The organism is Nocardioides okcheonensis, from assembly GCF_020991065.1.
GTDB lineage: Bacteria > Actinomycetota > Actinomycetes > Propionibacteriales > Nocardioidaceae > Nocardioides > Nocardioides okcheonensis.
Genome location: NZ_CP087710.1, coordinates 3,907,096 through 3,929,391, shown reverse-complemented (window position 1 = coordinate 3,929,391; position 22,296 = coordinate 3,907,096). Strand labels below are relative to the sequence as shown.

At 73.4% G+C, this 22,296-nt stretch carries 17 protein-coding genes; 3 read left to right on the top strand and 14 right to left on the bottom strand.

The window, feature by feature from the left end; translation table 11 throughout:
• Nucleotides 1-10 precede the first annotated feature (10 nt).
• Together LN652_RS19085 and LN652_RS19080 are read left to right on the top strand one after the other, a co-directional pair.
• Nucleotides 11-1,024, top strand: coding sequence for a hypothetical protein (locus LN652_RS19085; RefSeq protein ID WP_230442165.1), 1,014 nt, complete (start codon nt 11-13; stop codon nt 1,022-1,024).
• Nucleotides 1,024-2,145 (top strand): hypothetical protein, encoded by a 1,122-nt coding sequence (locus LN652_RS19080; protein ID WP_230442164.1) that lies wholly within the window; start codon nt 1,024-1,026, stop codon nt 2,143-2,145. Before LN652_RS19085 ends, LN652_RS19080 begins: the two co-directional genes overlap by 1 nt.
• 54 nt (nt 2,146-2,199) lie before the next feature.
• Here LN652_RS19080 and LN652_RS19075 read toward each other — a convergent pair whose 3' ends face one another.
• The 7 genes from LN652_RS19075 to LN652_RS19045 form a co-directional block, all read right to left on the bottom strand.
• Nucleotides 2,200-3,243, bottom strand: coding sequence for a MaoC family dehydratase (locus LN652_RS19075; protein WP_230442163.1), 1,044 nt, complete (start codon nt 3,241-3,243; stop codon nt 2,200-2,202).
• A gap of 68 nt (nt 3,244-3,311) precedes the next feature.
• Entirely contained in the window at nt 3,312-4,121 is an 810-nt protein-coding gene (locus LN652_RS19070) for a DUF1707 domain-containing protein (protein WP_230442162.1), read from the bottom strand.
• Between the two features lie 10 nt (nt 4,122-4,131).
• Nucleotides 4,132-5,145, bottom strand: a complete 1,014-nt coding sequence (locus tag LN652_RS19065; protein ID WP_230442161.1) for a sugar phosphate isomerase/epimerase family protein — start codon at nt 5,143-5,145, stop codon at nt 4,132-4,134.
• 22 nt (nt 5,146-5,167) lie between these two features.
• Nucleotides 5,168-6,355, bottom strand: coding sequence for a Gfo/Idh/MocA family protein (locus LN652_RS19060; RefSeq protein ID WP_230442160.1), 1,188 nt, complete (start codon nt 6,353-6,355; stop codon nt 5,168-5,170).
• A 43-nt stretch (nt 6,356-6,398) separates the two neighbouring features.
• On the bottom strand, nt 6,399-7,475 hold the full coding sequence (locus LN652_RS19055; RefSeq protein ID WP_230442159.1) for a substrate-binding domain-containing protein: 1,077 nt from the start codon (nt 7,473-7,475) through the stop codon (nt 6,399-6,401).
• 63 nt (nt 7,476-7,538) lie between these two features.
• A complete protein-coding gene (locus tag LN652_RS19050) occupies nt 7,539-8,660 on the bottom strand; it encodes an ABC transporter permease (protein WP_230442158.1) in 1,122 nt (373 codons plus the stop codon).
• The gene (locus LN652_RS19045) at nt 8,657-10,171 is read right to left on the bottom strand and encodes a sugar ABC transporter ATP-binding protein (protein WP_230442157.1); all 1,515 of its coding nucleotides are present in this window, start codon (nt 10,169-10,171) and stop codon (nt 8,657-8,659) included. Before LN652_RS19045 ends, LN652_RS19050 begins: the two co-directional genes overlap by 4 nt.
• Before the next feature lie 95 nt (nt 10,172-10,266).
• Between LN652_RS19045 and LN652_RS19040 the strand changes: the two genes are divergently transcribed.
• Complete coding sequence (locus LN652_RS19040; protein WP_230442156.1) at nt 10,267-11,457, top strand: ROK family transcriptional regulator; 1,191 nt, start codon at nt 10,267-10,269, stop codon at nt 11,455-11,457.
• A 28-nt stretch (nt 11,458-11,485) separates the two neighbouring features.
• Here the strand turns inward: LN652_RS19040 and LN652_RS19035 are convergent, their stop codons facing one another.
• From LN652_RS19035 to LN652_RS19005, 7 genes are read right to left on the bottom strand one after another with little or no spacing between them, the layout of a single operon-like run.
• Nucleotides 11,486-12,682, bottom strand: coding sequence for an acyl-CoA dehydrogenase family protein (locus LN652_RS19035; RefSeq protein WP_230442155.1), 1,197 nt, complete (start codon nt 12,680-12,682; stop codon nt 11,486-11,488).
• Nucleotides 12,683-12,725: 43 nt separating this feature from the next.
• On the bottom strand, nt 12,726-15,032 hold the full coding sequence (locus LN652_RS19030) for a YfhO family protein (RefSeq protein ID WP_230442154.1): 2,307 nt from the start codon (nt 15,030-15,032) through the stop codon (nt 12,726-12,728).
• Nucleotides 15,029-16,069, bottom strand: coding sequence for a glycosyltransferase family 2 protein (locus LN652_RS19025; protein WP_230442153.1), 1,041 nt, complete (start codon nt 16,067-16,069; stop codon nt 15,029-15,031). Before LN652_RS19025 ends, LN652_RS19030 begins: the two co-directional genes overlap by 4 nt.
• The gene (locus LN652_RS19020) at nt 16,066-16,272 is read right to left on the bottom strand and encodes a hypothetical protein (protein ID WP_230442152.1); all 207 of its coding nucleotides are present in this window, start codon (nt 16,270-16,272) and stop codon (nt 16,066-16,068) included. The genes LN652_RS19025 and LN652_RS19020 overlap by 4 nt, the downstream gene beginning before the upstream one ends.
• Nucleotides 16,269-17,582 carry a DUF6752 domain-containing protein gene (locus tag LN652_RS19015; RefSeq protein ID WP_230442151.1) on the bottom strand — a complete coding sequence of 438 codons (1,314 nt, stop codon included), beginning with the start codon at nt 17,580-17,582 and terminating at the stop codon, nt 16,269-16,271. Before LN652_RS19015 ends, LN652_RS19020 begins: the two co-directional genes overlap by 4 nt.
• Nucleotides 17,579-19,171, bottom strand: a complete 1,593-nt coding sequence (locus LN652_RS19010; RefSeq protein WP_230442150.1) for a methyltransferase domain-containing protein — start codon at nt 19,169-19,171, stop codon at nt 17,579-17,581. Before LN652_RS19010 ends, LN652_RS19015 begins: the two co-directional genes overlap by 4 nt.
• A gap of 59 nt (nt 19,172-19,230) precedes the next feature.
• Nucleotides 19,231-22,296: an RCC1 domain-containing protein gene (locus LN652_RS19005; protein WP_230442149.1), complete on the bottom strand. Its 3,066-nt coding sequence runs from the start codon at nt 22,294-22,296 to the stop codon at nt 19,231-19,233.

Genomic DNA, 22,296 nt, shown 5'->3' with positions numbered 1-22,296 from the left:
GGATCACTCCATGGCCCGGCGCGTGTTCCTCCACTGCGGCACCGCCAAGTCCGGCACCACCTACCTCCAGGACCTGTGGTGGCACCACCGCGGCGCGCTGCGCGAGCGCGGCCTGCTGCTGCCCGGCGAGGCGCTGCGCGACCACTTCCACGCCGCCGCGCTGGTCAAGGGGATGGAGGTCATCGTCGACGAGCTCGACGACGACGACCGGGCGGTGTGGCAGCGCCTGGTCGCCGAGACCCGCGGCTGGGCGGGCGACGCGCTGATCAGCCACGAGCACTTCTCCGACTCCTCGGCCGAGGCCGCGGCCGCGGCGCTCGCCGACCTCGCGACCGCCGCCGACGAGGTCCACCTCGTGGTGACGGTGCGCGACCTCGGCCGGGTGCTGCCGTCGGCCTGGCAGCAGCGGGTCAAGCAGGGCGCGCGTCAGTCCTACGGCCGGTTCCTCGCCACCGTCCGGCGAGGCGAGGACGACCAGAAGTTCTGGCGCTACCAGGACGTCCCGGGCATCCTCTCCCGCTGGGCGGCCGGGCTGCCGCCCGAGCGGGTCCACCTCGTCGTCGTCCCGCCGTCGGGCGCGCCTCGCGACGAGCTCTGGCAGCGCACCGCCCGGGTGCTGGGCGTCGACGTGTCCGGCCTCGACACCGACCCGCGCCTGCCCAACGACTCCCTGTCGGTCGTGGAGGCCGAGCTGCTGCGTCGGGTCAACCGCCGCATCCCGCGCGAGCGCCGGTCGGTCGCCCTGACCCGGCTGACCAAGGGCTCCTTCGCGCGCGACCTGCTGGCCGGGAGCGCGCCGCGGGAGGCCTTCGTGCTGCCGGTCCGCCACGCCGGCTGGGTGCGCGAGCGCTCGGAGGAGATGGTCGCGCGGCTGCGCGCGGGGGGCTGGGACGTCGTCGGCGACCTCGACGACCTGCTGCCGGCCGGGCCGCGCGAGGGGCGTACGCCCGACCAGGCCGGCGACGACGAGCTGCTGGCCGTCGCGACGACGGTGGTGGCCCGGATGATCGAGCAGGAGCGCTGATGGCCCGACGCGTCCTCGTGCACATCGGCACCCCCAAGTCCGGCACCACCTACCTCCAGAGCCTGTGGTGGCACAACCGCACCGCGCTGGCCGACCGGGGCCTGCTGCTCCCCGGCGGGTCCGCCGACGAGCAGTTCCGGGCCGCGGCCGTCGTCCGTGACAACGCGGGCGTGCTCGCGACGATGGACGAGCGCCAGCGTGGCGCGTGGGACCGCGTCGTCGACGAGGTGCGCGGCTGGGACGGCGACGCGCTGCTCAGCCAGGAGCAGCTGGTCGAGGCCTCCGGGGCGTCGGCGTCCGCGGCCCTCGACCGGCTCCGGTCGGTGGCCGGGGAGGTGCACGTCGTGGTCACCGCGCGCGACCTGGTCCGCCAGGTGCCGAGCGCGTGGCAGCAGCGGGTCAAGCACGGGTCGCCCACCACGCTGCGGCGGTTCTTCGCGCGGGTGGCCAAGGACGACCCGGACTTCAACTTCTGGCACCACCAGGACGTGCCGCGGATCCTCGAGCGGTGGACCGACGGGCTGCCGCCCGGGCACGTCCACGTCGTCGCGCTCCCCCGGCCCGGCGCCGACCGCGACCTGCTGTGGCGACGTACGTGCGACCTGCTCGGGATCGACGACACCGGCCTCTCGCTCGACGCGCCGGTCGCCAACGAGACCCTCGCGCCGGCCGAGATCGCCTTTCACCGCGCGGTCAACGCCCACTTCCGCAACGCCCACCTCGACGTCGCGCTCTCGCGCCGGGTGAAGGGGTTCATGGAGCCGCGGCTCGGCGGCGCCGCTCCCCAGCGGATCGCGCTGGCGCCCGACGTGCACGCCTGGCTGGTCGAGCGCGGCGACCGGATGGTCGACGAGCTCGCCGGCGCTCCGTGGCACGTCGTCGGCGACCTTGACGACCTGCGTCCCGACCCCGAGCCGGGGCTGGGCGTCGACCCCGACGCGGTGCCGACGGCCGAGGTGCTGGCGGTGGCCGAGGAGTTCCTCGCCGCCGAGCTGCTCGCCCGGGCCGACCCTCCGGCCGCCCCCGCGCGAGCGGTGCGTGAGGAGGATTCCGGGGCCGCAGAATCCCCCTCACGCACCGCCCTCGGGCGTGTCGTGCGCCGACTCACCGGCGGGCGGTGAGTGGGGAGGATTCCGAGGGTCGGGAATCCCCCTCACACACCGCTCGGAGCGGCGTCAGCGGGGCACGAGCACCCAGTGGTCGAGGTCGAGCAGCACGCCGTCGGCGTACGCGCCGTCCTCGCCGCGCAGCGTCATCGACTCGTCGCGGCCCCTGGTCGCGACCAGCCGCAGCCGGAGCGCGCCCACGCCCGGGGCGTCGAGCTCGGCGGTGTCCAGCACCTCCGACCAGGCGTGGACCGTGTCCCCGGCGAACGCGGGCGCCACGTGGGCGCCGGCGTTGATCGCCGCGACCAGCTGGGCGTTGGCCAGGCCGTTGAACGACAGCGCGCGGGCCAGCGAGATCACGTGGCCGCCGTAGACCAGCCGCCGCCCGTCGGGGCGGGCCTCGGTGCTGAAGTGCACCTTCGCGGTGTTCTGCCACAGCCGGGTCGCCATCATGTGCTCGGCGTCGGTGAGGGTGACCCCGTCGACGTGGTCGATCCGCTCCCCCACCTCGTAGTCGCCGAGCAGGTGCGGCGAGCCCGCGGCGACGGTGTCGTACGCCGTGAGGTCGAGGCCGGCCGGCACGACGAGGTCGGCGGCGGCCACGGCCGGCGCGAGGTCCGGCACGACCGTCTCCGGGGCCGGCGCGTCGGCCGAGCGCTTGTGCACCATCACCCAGCGCGCCCAGTCGATCGCGACCTCACCACGCTGGTTGGTGGCGGTGGAGCGCACCCACACGACGCCGGTGCGGCCGTTGGAGTTCTGCTTGAGCCCGATCACCTCGGAGCGGGTGCGCAGGGTGTCGCCCGGGACGACCGGGACGTGGAAGCGGCACTCGGCGTAGCCGAGGTTGGCCACCGCGTTGAGCGAGACGTCCGGCACCGTCTTGCCGAAGGCGACGTGGAAGCCGATCAGGTCCTCGACCGGGTGCGGCGCGAGGCCCACCGACGCGGCGAACTCGGCCGACGACCAGATCGCGAACCGGGTCGGGTAGATCGCGCCGTAGAGCGCGCGGTCCCCCTCGGTGACCGTGCGCGGGGTGGCGTGCTCGATGACCTGGCCGAGGGTGAAGTCCTCGAAGAAGTTGCCCGGGTTGGTCTTGGCGGCGTGGCTCATGCGCCACATCGTGCCGCAGCGACGGGCGCCCGGGCGGGTCCGGTCACGTGGACTCGGTCACAGCGCGCTCACGACGTGACGCCGCTGACGACCCGTCCGCCGGGCGTCGTCACCACCGTGCCGGCCGTCCCGTCACCGGCCAGGTGGACGCGCACGCGAGGTCCGGTCCCGGAGTCGGAGACGACCACGCGCTGCACGCCGACGTCGCGCCCCAGCGCCGAGCGGGCCACCTCGACGTTGCGGACCAGGCGGCGCACGTCGAGGGTCCGCAGGTCGACGGTGGCGACCCCGGCGGCGACCGGCGTACGCCCGGAGAGCTGCTCCCAGGAGCCGGACCACGCCCACATCCGGGCGCTCGGCTCCTCCCCGCGCACCGGGACCGTCACGGTCACCCGGCCGTCGGCGACGACGACCTGGAGCGCCTCGTCGGTGCCGAACTGCTCGGAGTAGGCCCGCAGGAACCCCCGCAGCCCGCTCGCGTCGAGTTCGCCGTCGGTCACGACGACGGGGACGGCCTCGCTCGACCCGCCGGCCCGCCCGGTGGTCCCGGAGGGCCCGACGGCGAGGGCGAGCAGGGCCACGAGGCCCGTGACGCCCACGCCCACGAGGACGAGGAAGATGCTCAGCCCGACCAGCACGCCGCCGGCGCGCCGCGAGGGTCCGCGCCGCACCGGCACCATCGGGGCCGGCTGCGCGGCGCGGGCCACGGGACGCAGGTCGCGGGTCAGCGTCGCGAGCTCGTCGGCGGTCTCCGCGCCGCGGGCCCGGTCGAGGCGCAGGTCGCGGTCGGCCTCGCCGATCTGCCCGTCGGCGTGGGCCGCCGCGATCCAGGCGAGCGCCGCGTCACGCTCCGCGTCCTTGGCGCCGAATCCCCTCATGGACGGGAGTCTAGGCCTCCGAACGGGTACTGAACGCGGCATCGAAGGCCGTCGACGGCGCGTCGAAGGCCAGGCGCCGGACGAGCTCGAGCGCCTCCGGCGCCCCGACCAGGCGGTCCATCCCGGCGTCCTCCCACTCCACCGAGATCGGCCCGTCGTAGCCGATCGCGTTGAGCATCCGGAAGCACTGCTCCCAGGGCACGTCGCCGTGGCCGGTCGAGACGAAGTCCCAGCCCCGCCGCGGGTCCGCCCACGGCAGGTGCGAGCCCATCCGGCCGTTGCGACCGTTGCCGACCTGCAACTTCACGTCCTTGCAGTCGACGTGGTAGATCCGGTCGCGGAAGTCCCAGAGGAAGCCGACCGGGTCGAGGTCCTGCCACACGAAGTGGCTGGGGTCCCAGTTCAGCCCGAACGCCTCACGGTGGCCGATCGCCTCCATCGCCCGCACGGTCGTCCAGTAGTCGTAGGCGATCTCGGAGGGGTGCACCTCGTGCGCGAAGCGCACGCCCTCGTCGTCGAAGACGTCCAGGATCGGGTTCCAGCGGTTCGCGAAGTCCTCGTAGCCGGCGTCGACCATGGCCTGGGAGGCCGGCGGGAACATCGCGACGTACTTCCAGATCGAGGAGCCGGTGAAGCCGACGACGACGTCCACCCCGAGGCGGCGGGCCGCCCGCGCGGTCGTCTTCATCTCCTCCGCGGCGCGCTGGCGCACGCCCTCGGCGTCGCCGTCTCCCCAGATCCGGTCGGGGAGGATATCGCGGTGGCGGGCGTCGATCGGGTCGTCGCACACCGCCTGGCCCTTGAGGTGGTTGCTGATCGCGAACACCTGCAGGCCGTGCTCCTCGAGCACCGCGCGCTTCGCGGCGACGTAGCCGTCGTCCTCGACCGCGGCCCAGGGGTCGAAGTGGTCGCCCCAGCAGGCGATCTCGAGGCCGTCGTAGCCCCAGCCGGAGGCGAGGCGGCAGACCTCCTCGAACGGCAGGTCGGCCCACTGGCCGGTGAACAGGGTGACGGGGCGGGTCATCAGGTGTCCTTCCTCGGGTGGGTCATACCGGTACGTCCTGCCAGGCGTTGTCGTTCGAGCTGGTCTCGACGGCCGCGAGGACGCGCTGGACCTGCAGGCCGTCGGCGAACGACGGGGCGGGGTCCGTGCCGGCGGCGATGTCGGTGACGAGGTCGACGACCTGGTGGGTGAAGCCGTGCTCGTAGCCGAGCAGGTGTCCCGCGGGCCACCAGGCCGCGACGTAGGGGTGCTCAGGCTCGGTGACCAGGATCCGCCGGAAGCCGGCCGTCGCCGCGTCGTCGTCGCCGTCGTAGAAGTGCAGGACGTTCATGTCCTCGAAGTCGAAGGCGAGGCTGCCGCGCGAGCCGTTGACCTCGATGCGGATCGCGTTCTTGCGGCCGTTGGCGAACCGGGTCGCCTCGAACACGCCCAGCGCTCCTCCACGGAAGTGGGCCAGGAAGGCGGCGGCGTCGTCCACCGTCACCAGCCCACGTTCCGTGGAGCCCCCCGCTGCGGCGCCGGCCAGCCCGGTGTGCGCCTCTGCCGGGAGCGGTCGCTCCTTGACGAAGGTCTCGAGCCGGCCGGACACCGTCGCGATCGTGTCGCCGGTGATGAACTGGGCCAGGTCGACGACGTGGGCGCCGATGTCGCCCAGGGCACCGGACCCGGCCCGGGACTTGTCCAGGCGCCACGACATCGGCGCCTCCGGGTCGACGATCCAGTCCTGCAGGTACTGCGCGCGGACGTGGTGGACCTGGCCGAGCCGGCCCTCGGCGACCAGGCGGCGCGCGAGCCCGATCGCGGGCACGCGCCGGTAGGTGAAGCCCACCATCGACCGGACGCCCGACGCCGCGGCCTTCTCGGCCGCCGCGACCATCGCCTCCGCCTCCTCGACGGTGTTGGCGAGCGGCTTCTCGCACAGCACGTGCTTGCCTGCCTCGAGGGCCGCCACGGCGATCTCGGCGTGGGTGTCCCCGGGGGTGCACACGTCGACCAGGTCGATGTCGTCGCGGGCGACGAGCGCCTGCCACGACGTCTCGGTGGACTCCCACCCCAGGCGGGTCGCGGCCTCGGCGACCCTGGCCGCGTCACGGCCCGCCACCGCCGCCATGCGGGGGTGGAGCGGCAGGTCGAAGAAGCGGGGAGCGTTGCGCCAGGCCTGGGAGTGGGCGGCGCCCATGAAGGCGTGGCCCACCATCCCCACGGCGAGGGTGTCGTGCTGGTGCGTCATCGGTGTCCTCGGTGTCGTCGGTGTCAGGGCGTCGGCCGCGACCTCAGGACTCGAACGCGGTGTCGATGAACTGGTCGACGTTGTCGGCCGTCACGACCGGCGCGTAGAGCTGCACCTCGCGGGGCACCTCGACCTCGACCAGGTCGCCCATGGCCTTCTCCTGCACCAGCAGGCGGGCGAGCTTGACGCCGTCGGCGCCCTGCGTCGAGGGGTAGATGACCGTCGCCTTGAGGACGCCGGAGTCGTCCTGGATGGCACGCATGGCGTTGGCGGAGCCGGCGCCGCCGATCATGGTGAACTCGTCGCGGCCGGCGCTCTCGATCGCCGCCAGGACGCCGACGCCCTGGTCGTCGTCGTGGTTCCACAGGAAGTCGATCTCGGGCTCGGCCTGCAGGAGCTGCGAGGCGACCTCCTCGCCGCTCGCGACGGTGAACTGGGCGGCCTGGCGGGCGTCGACGTCGAGGCCGCACTCGGCCAGGGCGTCCTCGAAGCCCTGGCTGCGGTCCTGGGTCAGGGGCAGCGAGTCGATGCCGGCGATCTCGGCGACGACGGCGTCCTCGTTGCCGTCGGCCTGCTCGCAGACGTACTGACCGGCCGAGACGCCCATGCCGTAGTTGTCGCCGAGGACGGTGACGCGGGCGGCGTTGGGGTCGTCGAACTCGCGGTCGACGTTGATCACCGGGATGCCGGCCTCCATGGCCTTCAGCGCCACCGGCGTCATCGCCGCGCCGTCGAACGGGAGCAGCACGATCGCGTCGACCCCGTCGTTGATGAACGTCTCGACCTGGCTGATCTGCAGGCTGACGTCGTTGGTGCCCGTGGCGACCTTGAGGTCGAGGTCGGGGTACTGGTCGGAGAGGGCGCGCACGTTGTCGGTGATGGCGGCCATCCAGCCGTGGTCGGCGGCGGGTGCGGAGAAGCCGATGGTGACGGTGTCACCCGACTCGTCGTTGGCCCCCGAGGCGGCAGCCGGCGTGGAGCCCGACGAGCCCTCCTCGTCGTCGGCCGCGTCCTGGGCGCTGCCGGTGCAGGCGGAGAGGGCCAGGACGGCGGCGGCGCCGGCCACCAGACCGGGGAGACGGCGGCCGGGCTGGCGTGAGGGGGTGGTGCGCAGACGCATGGGGTGCTCCTTGGGTGCGGGTGGGTGGTGCCGGGTGGTGGCGGGTGTGGTCCGGGTACGGGGTCAGGTCGTGGTCGAGCGACGCGCCAGGCGCTGCTGGAGCAGCACGGCGACGACGATGATCAGGCCCTTGGCGACGGCCTGGGTCGAGGCGTCCTGGTTGTTGAGGACGAAGACGTTGCTCAGGGTGCTGAAGATCAGCACGCCGATGACGGTGCCGACGATGGTGCCGCGGCCACCGGTCAGCAGGGTCCCGCCGATCACGACGGCGGCGATGACGTCGAGCTCCAGCAGGGTGCCGTGGGTGGAGGTGCCGGTCGACGTGCGGGCGATGAACATCAGGGCGGCGAGGCCGCAGCAGAGGCCGACCAGGACGTAGAGCAGCACGGTGTGCCGCCTGACGTCGATGCCGGCGAGCCGCGCCGCCTCGGGGTTGCCGCCGACGGCCAGGGTCCGGCGCCCGAACGTGGTGCGGTTGAAGAGGAACCAGCCCGCCACCGAGACGAGGGCGAAGATGACGACCAGCAGCGGGATGCCGAGGACGTCGGCGGTCCAGAAGTCCTTGAACCCCTGGACGCCTGCGGAGTCGGGCAGGTCCGGCGACGGCACGATCTGGGTGCGCCGCTCGGAGATGATCTCGGCCAGCCCGCGGGCGGAGGCCAGGGTCGCGAGGGTCATGATGAACGGGACGACGTTGCCGTAGGCGATCAGCACCCCGTTGACCAGGCCGCAGGCCGCACCGACCGCGAGCGCCGCGAACACCATCAGCAGCCAGTGCGTGTCGTTGGCCATGCTCTGCGTGGCGAACGTGGTGGCCCACACGGAGGCGAGGGCCACGATCGCCCCCACGGACAGGTCGATGCCGCCACCGGTGATCACGAAGGTCATGCCGATGCTGACGACGCCCGTGATGGAGGCGAGGCGCAGGATGGTGACGACGTTGTCGACGCTGGCGAACCGGTCGCCGGCCGTGACGGCGCCGACCGCGCAGATGACCAGCAGGGCGACCACCAGGCCGAGGTTGCGCCCGAACGCCCCGCCCATCAGCCCGGCGCCGCGCGACGCCCGCTCGGGCTCCGCGGCCGCGCGCTCGACCCGGACCGTGTCCCCGGACGGCGCGACGGGGTTCTCGACGGACGCCAGGTCGGGCCCGTCGGTGCCGGGGGTGGTGCGGTGCTCGCTCATGCGGCGCTTCCTTCCATGACCAGGTCGAGGACCCGGGACTCGTCGATCTCGTGCGCGGGGCCCTCGTGCACGACGCGGCCCTCGCGGACCACCAGCACCCGGTCGGACAGGCCGAGCACCTCCTCCACCTCGCTGGACACGACCACCACGGCGACCCCGGAGTCGGCCAGCGCGCGCACCACGGCGTAGATCTCGGCCCGCGCTCCGACGTCGACGCCGCGCGTGGGCTCGTCGAGCAGGAGCACGCGGCACTCGCGCAGCAGCCACCGCGCCAGCACCACCTTCTGCTGGTTGCCGCCGGACAGCAGCCGGACGAGGCGGTCGACGCCGCCGGGGCGGACGTCGAGGGAGCCGGTGACCTCCGCGGCCCGGCGTCGCTCCTCGCCGCTGTCGAGGAAGCCCAGACGGGCGAAGCGGCGCAGGGTGGAGACGGTGACGTTGCGGTAGACGGCCTGGTCGAGCAGCAGGCCCTGGCTCTTGCGCTCCTCGGGCGCGAGCCCCAGGCCCGCCCTGACGGCAGCAGGGACCGACCCGCGGCGCAGCTCGCGTCCGTGGACCCGGACGCTGCCGGCCGACGCCCGGCGGGCGCCGTAGACGGTCTCCAGGATCTCGGAGCGACCGGCGCCCACGAGGCCGGCGAGACCGACGATCTCGCCCGCGCGCACGCTCAGGTCGACGCCGGAGAACACGCCGGCGAGCTCGAGACCCCGCACGTCCAGCACCGGCTCCCCCGTCGCCGTCGCGCCGGTGCGCGGCGGGAAGACGTACTCGATGGAGCGTCCGGTCATCAGCCTGATCAGCTCGGCGGTCGGGGTCTGGTCGACCGGCAGCCCGCTGGCGACGGTCCTGCCGTCCTTCAGCACGGTGATCCGGTCGCCGATCTGGCGGATCTCCTCGAGGCGGTGGGAGATGTAGACGACCGCGACGCCCGTGGCGGTCAGGTCGCGGATGGTGCGGAAGAGGGTGTCGACCTCGCCCTGGTCGAGCACCGCCGACGGCTCGTCGAGGATCAGCAGCCGCGTGTCCTGGGACAGGGCGCGGGCCATGCTGACGACCTGCTGCGCGGCGGGTGGGAGTCGCCCGACGGCGCGGGTGGCGGAGATCTCGGGGTGGCCCAGGCGGGCCAGCAGCTCGCGGGCGCGGCGGTTGGTCTCGGGGACCCGGCTGACGCCGCCGCGGCTGAGCTCGTGGCCGAGGAAGATGTTCTCCGCGACGGTGAGCTCGGGCACCAGGTCGAGCTCCTGGTAGATCGTGGAGATCCCCAGCCTCATCGCGGCCTGGGGCGTGCCGAGGGTGACCGGCTGGTCCTCCCACAGGACCTCGCCCTCGTCCGGCTGGTAGCTCGCGGAGAGCACCTTGATCAGGGTCGACTTGCCGGCGCCGTTCTGGCCGAGCAGGCAGTGCACCTCGCCGGCGCGCACGTCGAGGTCGACGCCGCCGAGCGCCAGCACGCCGGGGAAGCGCTTGACGATGCCGCGCACCTCGAGGAGGGGGGTCTGGGAGGAGGCCACGCACGGACTGTGGCATGCGTCACGCCCTTTTGTCGATAGGCATGCAAAAGTCTCCCTTCTATTGCGTAAAGGTCGGGATGTGCTTGACTCCCGCCGTGCGTACCGGTGAGCTCTTCGACCTGCTGCGCGACGGACGCCCCTGGACGCGCGCGCAGCTCGCCGACGCCACCGGTCTCGCCCGCTCCACGATCACGGCGCGCATCGACACCCTCATGCGCCTCGGGCTGGTCGCCCCGTTCGGGGGCGCGCGGTCGACCGGTGGCCGCCCGCCCGCGCTGTTCGCCATGAACCCCGCCGCACGCCTCGTGGTCGGCGTCGACGTCGGTGCGACCCATGCGCGCGTCGCGCTCACCGACCTCGACGGCACCGTGCTCGGCGAGGTGGACGCCCGGCTGGCCGTCGCCGAGGGGCCCGAGCGGGTGCTCACCTGGGTGGTCGACTCCGTCCGCGGGCTCGTGGCCGCGACCGGTCGGCCCGAGTCCGACCTGGCCGCGATCGGCATCGGCCTGCCGGGACCGGTCGAGCACTCGACCGGCCGCCCGATCAACCCGCCGATCATGCCCGGCTGGGACCGCTACGACGTCCCTGGCCACCTGCACCGGGAGTACGACATCCCGGTCCTCGTCGACAACGACGTCAACATCATGGCGCTCGGCGAGCGCCGCCGGCACCTGCGCGACGTCGACGACCTGGTGCTCATCAAGGTCGCCACCGGCATCGGCGCGGGCATCGTCTCGGGCGGCGTGCTGCAGCGCGGCGCGCAGGGCACCGCGGGCGACCTCGGCCACGTGCGGGTCCCGGGCGCCGAGGCCGTGCAGTGCCGCTGCGGCAACTCGGGGTGCCTCGAGGCCGTCGCCGCCGGGCCGGCGCTGGCCGCGGCCGTGCGGGCCCAGGGCGAGCAGGCAGAGGACGGCGGCGACGTCGTCGAGCTGGTCCGGCGCGGCAGCCGCCCGGCGATGGCCGTGGTCCGCCAGGCCGGCCGTGACATCGGCGAGGTGGTCGCCACGATGGTCAACCTGATCAACCCGTCGGTGGTCGTCATCGGCGGCCAGGTCGCCGACGCCGGCGAGCACCTGCTGGCCGGGATCCGCGAGTCGGTCTACCAGCGCTCGCTGCCGCTCGCGACCGAGCACCTGAGGATCGTCACGTCCCAGGCCGGCGGCCAGGCAGCGGTGCTGGGCGCCGCGGCGCTCGCGATCGAGCACGTGCTGTCGCCCGACGTCGTGGACGCCGCCGGCGAGGCGCTCGCGGCCGTCGAGGCGAGGACCGAGGCGCCCGGCGCCTAGCGTCCCGCGCCGGGACGGCTCGGGCCCGTCAGTGCAGGCGGTAGTCCTTGAGCAGGCTGCGGCCGATGATCATCTTCTGGATGTCGGAGGTGCCCTCGCCGATCAGCATGAACTTGACCTCGCGCATCAGCCGCTCGATCTCGTACTCCTTGGAGTAGCCGTAGCCGCCGTGGATCCGGAAGGAGTCCTCGACGACCTCGTTGGCGTACTCGGAGGCGACCATCTTGGCCATGCCGGCCTCGACGTCCATCCGCTGGCCGGTGTCCTTGAGCCGGGCGGCCTTGACCATCATCGTGTGGGCGACCTCGACCTTGGTGGCCATCTCCGCGAGGCGGAACAGCACGGCCTGGTGCTCGGCGATCGCCTTGCCGAAGGTCTTGCGCTGCTGGGCGTAGGCGATCGCGAGCTCGAAGCCGCGCCAGGCCAGGCCGCAGGCACGGGCCGCGACGTTGACCCGTCCGACCTCGACGCCGTCCATCATCTGGAAGAAGCCCTTGCCCGGCTCACCGCCGAGGACCTGGTCGGCGGAGATCCGGTGACCCTCGAGGATCAGCTCGGTCGTCTCGACGCCCTTGTAGCCCATCTTCTCGATCTTGCCCGGGACGGTGACGCCCTGGGCGGTCTCGCCGAAGCCCGCCTCCTTCTCCACCAGGAAGGTCGTCATGTTCTTGTAGACCGAGTCGGCTCCCTCGTCGGTCTTGGTGAGCAGGGCCACGAGCGTCGAGGTGGCGCCGTTGGTCAGCCACATCTTCTGACCGGTGATCGCGTAGGAGCCGTCGTCCTGGCGCGCGGCCTTGGTGGAGACCGCCGAGACGTCGGAGCCCAGGCCGGGCTCGGACATCGAGAACGCGCCGCGCACCTCGCCGGTGGCCATGCGCGGGAGGTACTTCTGCTTCTGCTCCTCCGTGCCGTGCTGGATCAGCATGTAGGCCACGATGAAGTGGGTGTTGATCACGCCGGAGACGCTCATCCAGCCGCGCGCGATCTCCTCGACGACCAGCGCGTAGGTCAGCAGCGACTCCCCCAGCCCGCCGAACTCCTCGGGGATGGTCAGGCCGAAGACACCGAGCTCCTTGAGCCCCTCGATGATCTCGGTCGGGTACTCGTCGGCGTGCTCGAGCTCCTGCGCGACCGGGATGATCTGCTCGTCCACGAACTGGCGCACGGCCTTGAGGATCTCGGTCTGGTCCTCGGTGAGGCCGTCGGTCTGGCAGAGGCGGGGCATGCGGGGGCTCCTTGCGCTCGCGGCTGGATCGCTCGGAGTCTAGTTATCGGTCGTTCACCTGGGCAGGGCTGTCGTCCGAGACTGATGTCACATCCTCGCGGGGCTCCAGCGCGGTGTCCGGGACGTCCTCGCGCTCGCGCCCGGCACGCTGCCGACGGCGGGAGCGCCACCCGGCCAGGGCCAGCCCGAGGCCGATCAGCGTGCCGACGCCGGCGCCGGCCAGCCCGGTGGCCAGGCCCGGCGGGCGGTAGGTGAGGTCGACGGTGCCGCTCGCGCCCGCGGGCAGCGTGACGGTCAGCAGGCCGACGTCGCTCCGGGTGACCTCGAGGGCCTTGCCGTCGAGGTCGGCGGACCAGCCCGGCCAGGCGAGCATGGAGAAGACCAGCCGACCGCCCTCGTCGGCCGACGACACCTGCACGGTCTGGTGCAGCTCGCCGCGGGTCTCGGCGGAGGCCACCTCGACGCCGTCGGACGCCCAGGAGAGCTCCGAGCCGGCCCAGGGCTGCTCGCCCTGGCGGCGGAGCCGGACCACCTTGGCGTCCTCGTAGTCCTTCACCCAGCCCGCGCCGGGGGCGACGCCCTCGGCGATCTCCGGCTGCACGACGACGGTGTCGAGCTTCATCAGGTCCGCGAGCGGCGGCTGCCCGGCGCCGCCGACCTTCCAGAGGTTGCGGTAGCCGCACGGCTGGGTCAGGCCGTCGTACTCCATGCAGAAGTTCCGCGTGAACGGCAAGAAGCCCATGCCGGTGTAGTTGTTGACCGCCTCGACGCCCGCGGGGTGGTACATGCTGCCGGGCAGGAACGAGCCCTTCCACTGCTCCTCGAGCTTGCGGGTCTGGCCCTTGTTCTGCAGCGGCTTGAGGTCGGCGAACTGCATCACACGGCCGTCGAGGTCGGAGAAGCTGGCCTGGAGCGCGGAGACGTTGCTCGGGACGTGCCACAGCCGCGAGCTCGCATTCTCGCCGAACACCCCGACCTGGAGCGCCAGCACGGCACCGACCCCGCCCATCGCGACCAGCGCGACCAGCGCGGTCCGGCGCAGCACCAGGTGGGCGGCGAGCGCGACGACGGTCAGGACGGCGACCACGGCGGTGCCGATGGCGGCGCGGCGCAGCGCCTGCGGGTCCTGCGACCAGGTCAGCCAGCCCAGCGCCACCAGGACGATGCCGGTGGCGGCGAGGCGCGGCCGCATCGTCGAGCGGGCCAGGCCGTGGCTGAGCAGCACGGCGAAGACGACCATCACGCCGAGGTAGAAGTACTCGATGACCCGCAGCGGCCAGCGGAACAGCCACAGCTTGCTGGGGCCGAGCGTCAGCGCGAGGTAGACCGCGGTCACCACGCCGAGCCCGACCAGCTCGCGCGAGCGGCGGCGGAGCACGTCGTAGCGCAGCCACGGCAGCAGCGGCAGGACGAACCAGGCGAGGAAGGTCGCCGGGACCATCATCGGGCCCGTGATGGCGCGGATCGGCGGCGTGTGCAGCGGCGAGCTCGCGGCCAGCAGGTCGCCGGCCGTGGGCCGCAGCTTGCCGCTGTTCTCGAAGAGCGCGCCGGTGGAGCGGACCGCGAGGTCGGAGGACTCCAGCAGCGGGAGGTAGACCAGCGGCAGGAACGCCGCCACGCCGATCCCGACGAGCACGATCCGCAGCACGCCGCCCCACGCCCGCTGGACCGCACCCTCGAGGAGCATCGCGGCACCGACGACGATCACGGCGAGGGTGCCGTAGGGGTTGCCGTTGAGGACCGCGAGCACGCCGGCGAGGAAGGCCCAGAACGGGCTCCCGACGCCGCGGAGCGCACGCCGGAAGGTGAGCCAGACCCAGGGGGCGTAGGCGAACGACATCAGGCCCGACGGCCACGAGCCCGCGTCCCAGAACAGGGTGAAGCCAGAGAAGGGCAGCGCCACCGCGACCGCGGCCGCCGCGGCCGGGGCGGCGTCGTACTCGCGGGCCAGCAGGTAGGTGCCGAGCGCCAGCAGCACCATGACGCTCGCCTTGACGAGGTACGTCGTCACGGCCAGGTCGGGTCCGAGCGAGACCGTGAGCCACACCAGCACGTTGAGCGGGTTGTAGGTGCCGAAGAGGGCCTCCGCCACGTAGTTGCCGCCGGCCCACGACTGCGGGTCGAGCCAGATCGGCCACTGCCCGGACCGGACCAGCTCGCCGAAGTGCCACCAGGTCGGGGCGAACTGCGCCGCGGTGTCGCCGCGCTGGTAGAACCAGCCCGTGATGACGTACGGGATCGCGGTGTAGACCGCGGTCACGACCACGACCAGCACCGACCAGGGCCAGGTGGCGCGGGCCGCCGGACCGCGGCGGGCGCCGCGGGTGCGGGAGGGGCTGGAGTCGCTCACTCCGGGTGGCTCCGTTCGGTGGGCTCGAGGACCTCGTGCTCGCGTCCCAGGACCGAGGTCACCGGGGCGTCGGACTCGCTGCTCTCCTTGAGCAGGAAGAGGGGCCGCTGCTTGGTCTCGGCGTAGATCCGGCCGAGGTACTCCCCGATCACGCCGAGCACGATGAGCTGCACGCCGCCGAAGGCGGTGACCGCGCAGATCGTGGTGACGTAGCCGGGGACGCTGTTGCCGTGCACGATCGCGTCGACGAGCACCCACAGGGCGTAGCCGACGGCGATGACGGTGGCGAGGATGCCGAACCAGATCGACATCCGCAGCGGGCGGTAGTTGAACGACACGACGCCGTCGATGCCGTAGTTGAACAGGTTGCGCATGCTCCACTTCGTGGCGCCGGCCTCCCGCGAGACGTTCTCGTAGTCCACGACCGCGGTCGGGAAGCCGATCCAGGCGAACAGGCCCTTGGAGAACCGGTTGGTCTCCCCCAGCGTGAGCAGCGCCCGGACCGCGCGGCGGTCGAGCACGCGGAAGTCGCCGACGCCGTCCTCGAGGTCGACGTCGACGAGGCGGTTCATCATCCGGTAGTAGAGCCGCGACAGGGCGGTGCGGAGCGCGGGGTCGCCGGCGCGGGTCCGGCGTGCGACGACCTGGGAGTAGTCGCCCGAGTCGAGCAGCGGCAGCATCTGGGCCAGCAGCGTCGGCGGGTGCTGGAGGTCGGCGTCCATGATCGCGACCTTCTCGCCCCGCGCGTGGCTGAGCCCGGCGAGCATCGCCGACTCCTTGCCGAAGTTGCGGCTGAGCGAGAGGTAGCGGAACCGCGGGTGCGCGGCGTGCACCTCGCGGAGCATCGGGAGCGTCCGGTCGCGGCTGCCGTCGTCGACGAGGATCACCTCGAAGTGCGGCGTCAGCGCCGAGAGCTCCTCGGTGAGCACCTCGACCAGGCGCGGGAGGGACTCCTCCTCGTTGTAGCAGGGCACGACCACGGAGAGCTCGACGCGCTCGCTCGTGGAGGGGTCCGGGACGGCAGGCATGGCGCTCATGCTCCCATCCCGTCTCCTGCGCGCCGGGCCACCACCTCGGCCACGTCGCGCTCGAGGTCGTCGACCAGCGCCGCCAGCGGCACCTCGAGGGCCGCGTTCTCCGCGACCGCGACGGCCAGCGAGTCGACCGCCGCCTCAAGGGCGACGACGTCGCCGAGGCCGCTGGCCGCGACCACCCGGCGCAGCCGGTCCGCGGGGCTCACAGCGACCGGTCCCGGTAGGTCCGCAGCGCCTGCATGGTGATCTCCTCGTCCTGCTGCGCGGCGGGCAGGAGGAGCTGGGCGACGACGTCGCTGAGCGTCGCGACCCGCAGGTGGAGGGCACGCGACCGGGCGACCTCGGCCTCGAGCTCGGCGATGCGGCGCTCGAGGCGGACGACCCGCTGGTCGCGCACCGGGCTGGTGACCCGCTCGAGCGAGCCGCGCACGGCTCCCTTGATCCGGTCCGCGCGCCCGACGGGAGCGGGCTCGGCGTCGGTGTCGAGCGGTGTCCGGACGTCTGCGCCGGCAGCCCGGGCCCAGACCAGGAGGTCGGCGAGGGCGAGGGCGGCCGACCCGGCCACCTCGGCGTCGGTCACCTCGCCCGGCAGCCGGGCGTCGCGCGGCGAGGGGCGCAGGTCCTCGAGGTCGCCGTGGACGCGGTGGCCGGCCGCCGTGATCGCGGCGATCGCGGCCTCGGCCTCCGCTGCGGCCTCGTCGAGGTGCGCCGCGGTCAGGCCGATCGGCTCGCGGCCGATCGGGGCGAGGACGGTGTGGGCGAGCAGGTCGCGCTGCCACAGCGACTTCTGCCGGCCGCCGCGGATCCGGCCGTCGAGCGCGACGTTGACCCGGCGCAGCAGCTCGGCCTCGACGACGCCGAGCGACTCGTTGGCCCGCTCCACGTCGAGGTCCAGGCCGGCGACCGCGTCGAGGCCGGTGGCCTCGGCGAAGCGGTGCCAGAGCTCGTCGGGGCCGGCGCCCCCGGACGGGACCGTGACCACGTGCACCCGCTCGGGCGGCAGGTCGGCGCCCCAGCGCGCGGCGACGTTGGCGGGTTGCATGGTGCGCCAGCCCCACTCGCTGCCGGCCGCCGACTCCTGCGGGGGCGACCACTGCTCGAGCGGCCGGGTGAGGCCGAACTTCAGCTGCTCCTGCCACGACGAGGCGATCGCCTGCCCGAGGTCGCGGGCGGAGACGACCACGTGCACCTCGAGGCCGTCGAGGCGCGCGAGCGCCGCGCGGGCCTGGTCGGCCGACGCGTTGGCGAACAGCTCGTAGCTCACGACCGCGGCGCGGCCCGGCCAGGAGCGCACCTGCTCCACGATCCGGTCCCACGCGCCGGCGGCGTCCTCGGGGAGGTCGGCGAGGCGGCGGTCGCCGCGCACGGCCATCGCCGCGTGGATCAGGTCGAGGCGGGGCCCGGCCACGAGCACGCCGGCCTCCTCGAGGGTGGCGCGGTTGTGCTCCAGCACCTGCTGGACGAAGGTGGTGCCCGACTTCGGGGCTCCCACGTGGAGATGTACGACCTGCGTCATCGGTGCGTCCGAACCTCTCGAGCCGACGTCTTCGGGGTGGGGTAGTCGACGATCATCCGCCAGGTGGCGGGGCTTCCGGTGCGCGCCGCCCGGGACGCGGCCGCGAACCCCTCGCGGTGCACGACGCGGCCGCCGCTCGCGCGCACGTCGGCCTCGACGTCGGCCGGGTCGACCGGCCACAGCCGCGGCGCGCCGGTGCGCTCCTCGGCCGCGCGGCAGGCCGCCGGCGAGCGGCTGACGCCCTCGACGAAGGCGCGGCCGCCCTCGCCGAGCGCCATCGAGGCGAAGCGCCACAGCTGGGCGCGCGAGCGCGGCGGGACCGCCTCGAGCAGCCGACGCGCGGTGACCACCCTGGCGCCCTTCTGGCGCGCCGCGAGGGCCCCGACGGTGAGGACGTCGCGCTCGTCGAGCAGGTTGAGCACCCGTCGGCCCACGGTCTCGGGGAGGTCGATCTCCCGACCGCCGAGCGCGTGCTTGCCGGGGTGGGCGTAGTCGTAGCCGATCGCCTTGCAGCCGACCCGGTCGTAGAGCCGCAGGTCGGCCGAGGAGCCGGACCCGACGTCGAGGACGCGCAGGCCCTCGCCGGCGGCGTCACCGAGCCGGTCGACGACCCAGTGGGCGAACGGGCTCGGGCGCATCCCGGCGGCTCCCTGCTGGCCGTTGAACTGCGTCCAGTCGCGCCGGTGGGTCATCACCGAGCTGAACCAGCCGTCGAAGCGGTCGGTGACCTCGCGCGAGGGCAGGTGGCGGAAGGACGGGTCCGGGACCCGCCAGTCCGGTCCGTAGGACACGGTGAGCAGCCGGTCGGGGTCGGCCGGCGCCGGCATGTCGCGGCCCTCGAACTCCAGCGCCCGCAGCGGCAGGACGGCCGAGCGCGGCACCCGCTCGCGGACCGTGGCGGTCTCGTGCAGCAGGTCGCCGACGTAGAAGCAGGTGTAGATGTCGATGCCGTCCTCGCCACCGTCGGGCGCGTCGTAGACGACGGTGATGAAGCTGGCGGTCTTGTGCTTCACCGAGATCCCGGCGTCGACGAGCGCCCGCGCGACGTCCCAGATCTCGACGGCCATCTCGGCCGGCGTCTGCTTCTCGGACAGGAAGCACAGGTCGATGTCGCTGTCGTGGCCGATCACCGAGCCGGAGCGGGCCGCCCCGAGCAGCGTGCCGAAGGAGATCCACCCCTCGAGCCCGCACGCGTCGCGCATCACCTCGAGCACCCGCTCGGCCATCGCCGTCATCGCCTCGACGGCGCCGGTCTCGCGGCGGGTCTCGAAGATGCGCTGGGTGAGGCCCCACTTGTCGATGATCACGGGGTTGCCGAACCGGTCGACGATCTCGACGCGGCCCTCGCCGGTGCCGAAGACGACCTCGCCGCGGAACACCTCGGCGTCGTCGACGGTGACCGTCACGAGCGAGCGGCCGTCGAGCCGCGCGGCCAGCCGCTTGGGCCACGGCACGGTGACCGGCCCGGGTCCGTCCTCGACCGCCACGGACCAGCCGCGCCACCCGTCGAAGTGGACGTCGAGCGAGCAGTCGGTGCCTCGCTGGAGGTGGAGGCCGTCGTCGTCGACGCGGTCGACCACCGGCAACATCTCGACTCCTCCCTGCGTCTGGCCGCCCGCCCCGCGACACGGGGCGGGCAGCCGGGACACTACTGCACGCTGAAGCGCGAGGAGACGACGGCGTGGTCGGTCGTGCGGCGCACCTGGGCGCCCTGGTTGACCTCGGTCGTGTCGAACGTGCCGCCCTTGCCGAAGATCCAGTCCACCCGCATCGCCTTGGGCAGCTGGCAGGCCTTGCCGGCCGTGCGACCGCCGACCGCGGCGGCCATGTCGGTCGGGCAGGCGATCCGGCGGAACGCCTTGGCGTGCTCGTTGAGGTCACCGGTCACGAGGATCGGCAGGCCGTCGCCGTTCAGCTTCTTGACGACCTGCTTGATGATCTCCATGCCCTTGTCCCGGTCGGCCTGCATCTTGCCGGGCGACAGGTGCGCGTTGATCCAGTAGACCTCCTGGCCCGTGGACGTGTTGCGCAGCCGCACGAGGGCCTGGGGGCGCGAGGACCCCATGAACGGCATCTGGACGGTGTTGCCCCAGACGAAGGACCACTCGGAGTCCTTCCACATCACCGACTGGGGCGCGGCGTCGTAGCCCATCGTGTTGCCGGGGTAGAACGAGAAGTCGCCGTTGGTCGCCACGTCGAGCGCGGTGATCTGGTCGGGCTGCGGCTCCGACAGCCCGACGAGGGTGGCGCCGCGCTGGCTGATGAGCGTCTTCGCCCACTCCGCGCGGACCCGACCGGGAGCGAAGTTCGGGCGCGCGCCGCCCGGCGCGGTGTGCTGGCTGCCGAGGACGTTGAACGTCATCACCTGCACCGCGGTGGAACCACGCTTCGCCCGGCCGTTGACCTTCGGGCGCGAGGAGATCGCCTTCTGGGCGACCTTCTCGGCCGACCACTGCTTGACCTGCTTGGTGGTGACGGCCGTGCCGGGACCCCACGAGGGCGCCGCCTCGGCCGGCATCCGCGGCGACACGATGGTGCCGTCGCCGAGCTGGCCGGCGTCGTTGGCGCCCCAGCACCCGGCGCCCTCGGCGCACAGGTGCAGCCAGCCACCGGTGACCGGACCGGTGGCGGTGAGCCCCGACCCGACCGGCGTGGTGGACCCGCTGCCGGTCGCGGCCGGGCCGAGCTGGCCGTAGCGGTTGTCGCCCCAGCAGGAGACCGCGCCGTCCGCGCGGGTGCCGCACGTCGCGGTGAGGGCGGTGCCGACGGCGGTGAAGCCGCCTCCGGACACCTGGACCGGCTTGGCCGAGTTCGTGCGGGTGCCGTTGCCGAGCTCGCCGTTGGCGTTCTCGCCCCAGCACCACGCGTCGCCCGCGGCCGTGACGCCGCACGAGCGGCCCCACGTCGTGGCGACCTGCACGAGCTGCAGGCCACCGGTCACCGCGGTCGGCACGCTCCGGTTGGAGATGGTGCCGTCACCGACCTGGCCGAAGGCGTTGTCGCCCCAGCAGAAGGCCGTGCCGGACGTGGTGGTGCCACAGGTGTGCCAGCCGCCGGCCGAGACCGACGTCCACTGCACCGTTCCGGCGACGCGCACCGGGGCGCTGCTGCGGGTCGACTGGTTGCCGGCGCCGAGCTGGCCGCGCTGGTTCTGGCCCCAGCACCAGGCCGACCCGTCGGTCTGGGTGGCGCACGCGTGCTGCCACGACGCGGAGACGTCGCGCCAGGTGGTGCCGGTGCCGACCTGGCGCGGCAGGATCGAGGTGGCCTTGTCGGCCCCGCCGAGCTGGCCGAAGTTGTTCAGGCCCCAGCACCACAGGGTGCCGTCGGTCTTCACGCCGCAGGTGAAGCTGCCGCCGGTCGCGACCTTCGACCAGCCGGCGCCGCCCGCGACCTGGACCGGGTTGATCCGCAGGGTCGTGGTGCCGTCGCCGAGCTGTCCGAAGTCGTTGCGGCCCTGGCACCACAGCGTGGTGTCGGCGCGCACGCCGCAGGAGGACTGGCCGCCGGCCGCGGAGCCGCCGGAGGGCGCACGGACGTTGACCAGCACGCTGGCCGTCCGCGCCGACGTCGCCGGGGAGACGCCCGCGACGGTGAACCGCAGCTCGTAGATGCCGGGGGTGTCGATCCGGCCGGTGAGCGCGCCGGTCTCGCCCAGGCTGAGCCCGGCCGGGACCGTGACGGGCGTGAAGCGGGCCGCCTGGCCCGTCGGCGAGCCGCCCTGGACCGCGACCTGGGTCGCGACCTGCTCACCGATGCCCACGACGACCTGCTCGGTGGAGACCACCGGCCACAGCGAGACCTGGTCGTAGGCCCGGCTCGCGGCGGTGCGCATCGCGGCGCGGGACTTCTTCGAGGCGTAGGACAGCGAGAGGCCGAGCGCCTTGCGGGCGGCCGTCCTGCCCGGGTTGCAGACCAGGTCTCCCTTGTGGCAGACCGAGATGACCCGGAAGGTGCCGGTCGCGTCGGGCACGTCGCCCGCTGAGCGGGTGAAGCGGGTCAGGATGCCCTCCGAGGCGCGCCCGGCGCCCGGGTTGCCGAGCGGGCGGCCGGCCGACGACTTCTTGGTGCGGGCGGGGTCGGAGATCGTCACGACCGCCGGGACCGAGCCGAGGGAGTCGCGCTTGTCGAGGTCCTGGGCGACCTGGTGGGCGACGGCCGCGCCCTGCGCGTAGCCGACGAGCAGCACCTGCTGCTCGGGGCACGACGCGAGCTGGCGGTTGACCTGCTTGCGGGTCGCCTTGATGCCCGAGCGGATCGGCTTCTTCCAGCGCTTGAGACCCGCACGCGAGACCGCCCCCGCAGCGGGCCCGCGCTGGGTGCGCAGCGTCACGACCGAGCCGGGGGTCTTGAGGCGCACCCGCTTGACGGTGACCGTGCGCGCCTGGCCGGCGGCCTTCTTCTGCACCTTGTTGGTGATCGCGGAGACCACCTGGCCCGGCTTGTTGCCCTTGCCCTGGCCGTTGCCGTCGACGGCGACGACCAGCAGGTCGGTGCAGGCCGCGGCGCGGCGCGCCTGCGCCGCGACGGGGACGAGGTCACCCGCGCCCACGGCGCCGGAAGGGTCAGCCGCCTGCTGGCCGTTGGCGGCGAGCAGCAGGCCGGCGACCAGGCCGAGCGTGGCGAGGCGCGCGACGCGCGACGACGCCGGTGCGAGCCCGGCGGGTGGAGATTCCTCGCGGATTCCTCGGGACCGGGCTCGCAGCAGCGTCAT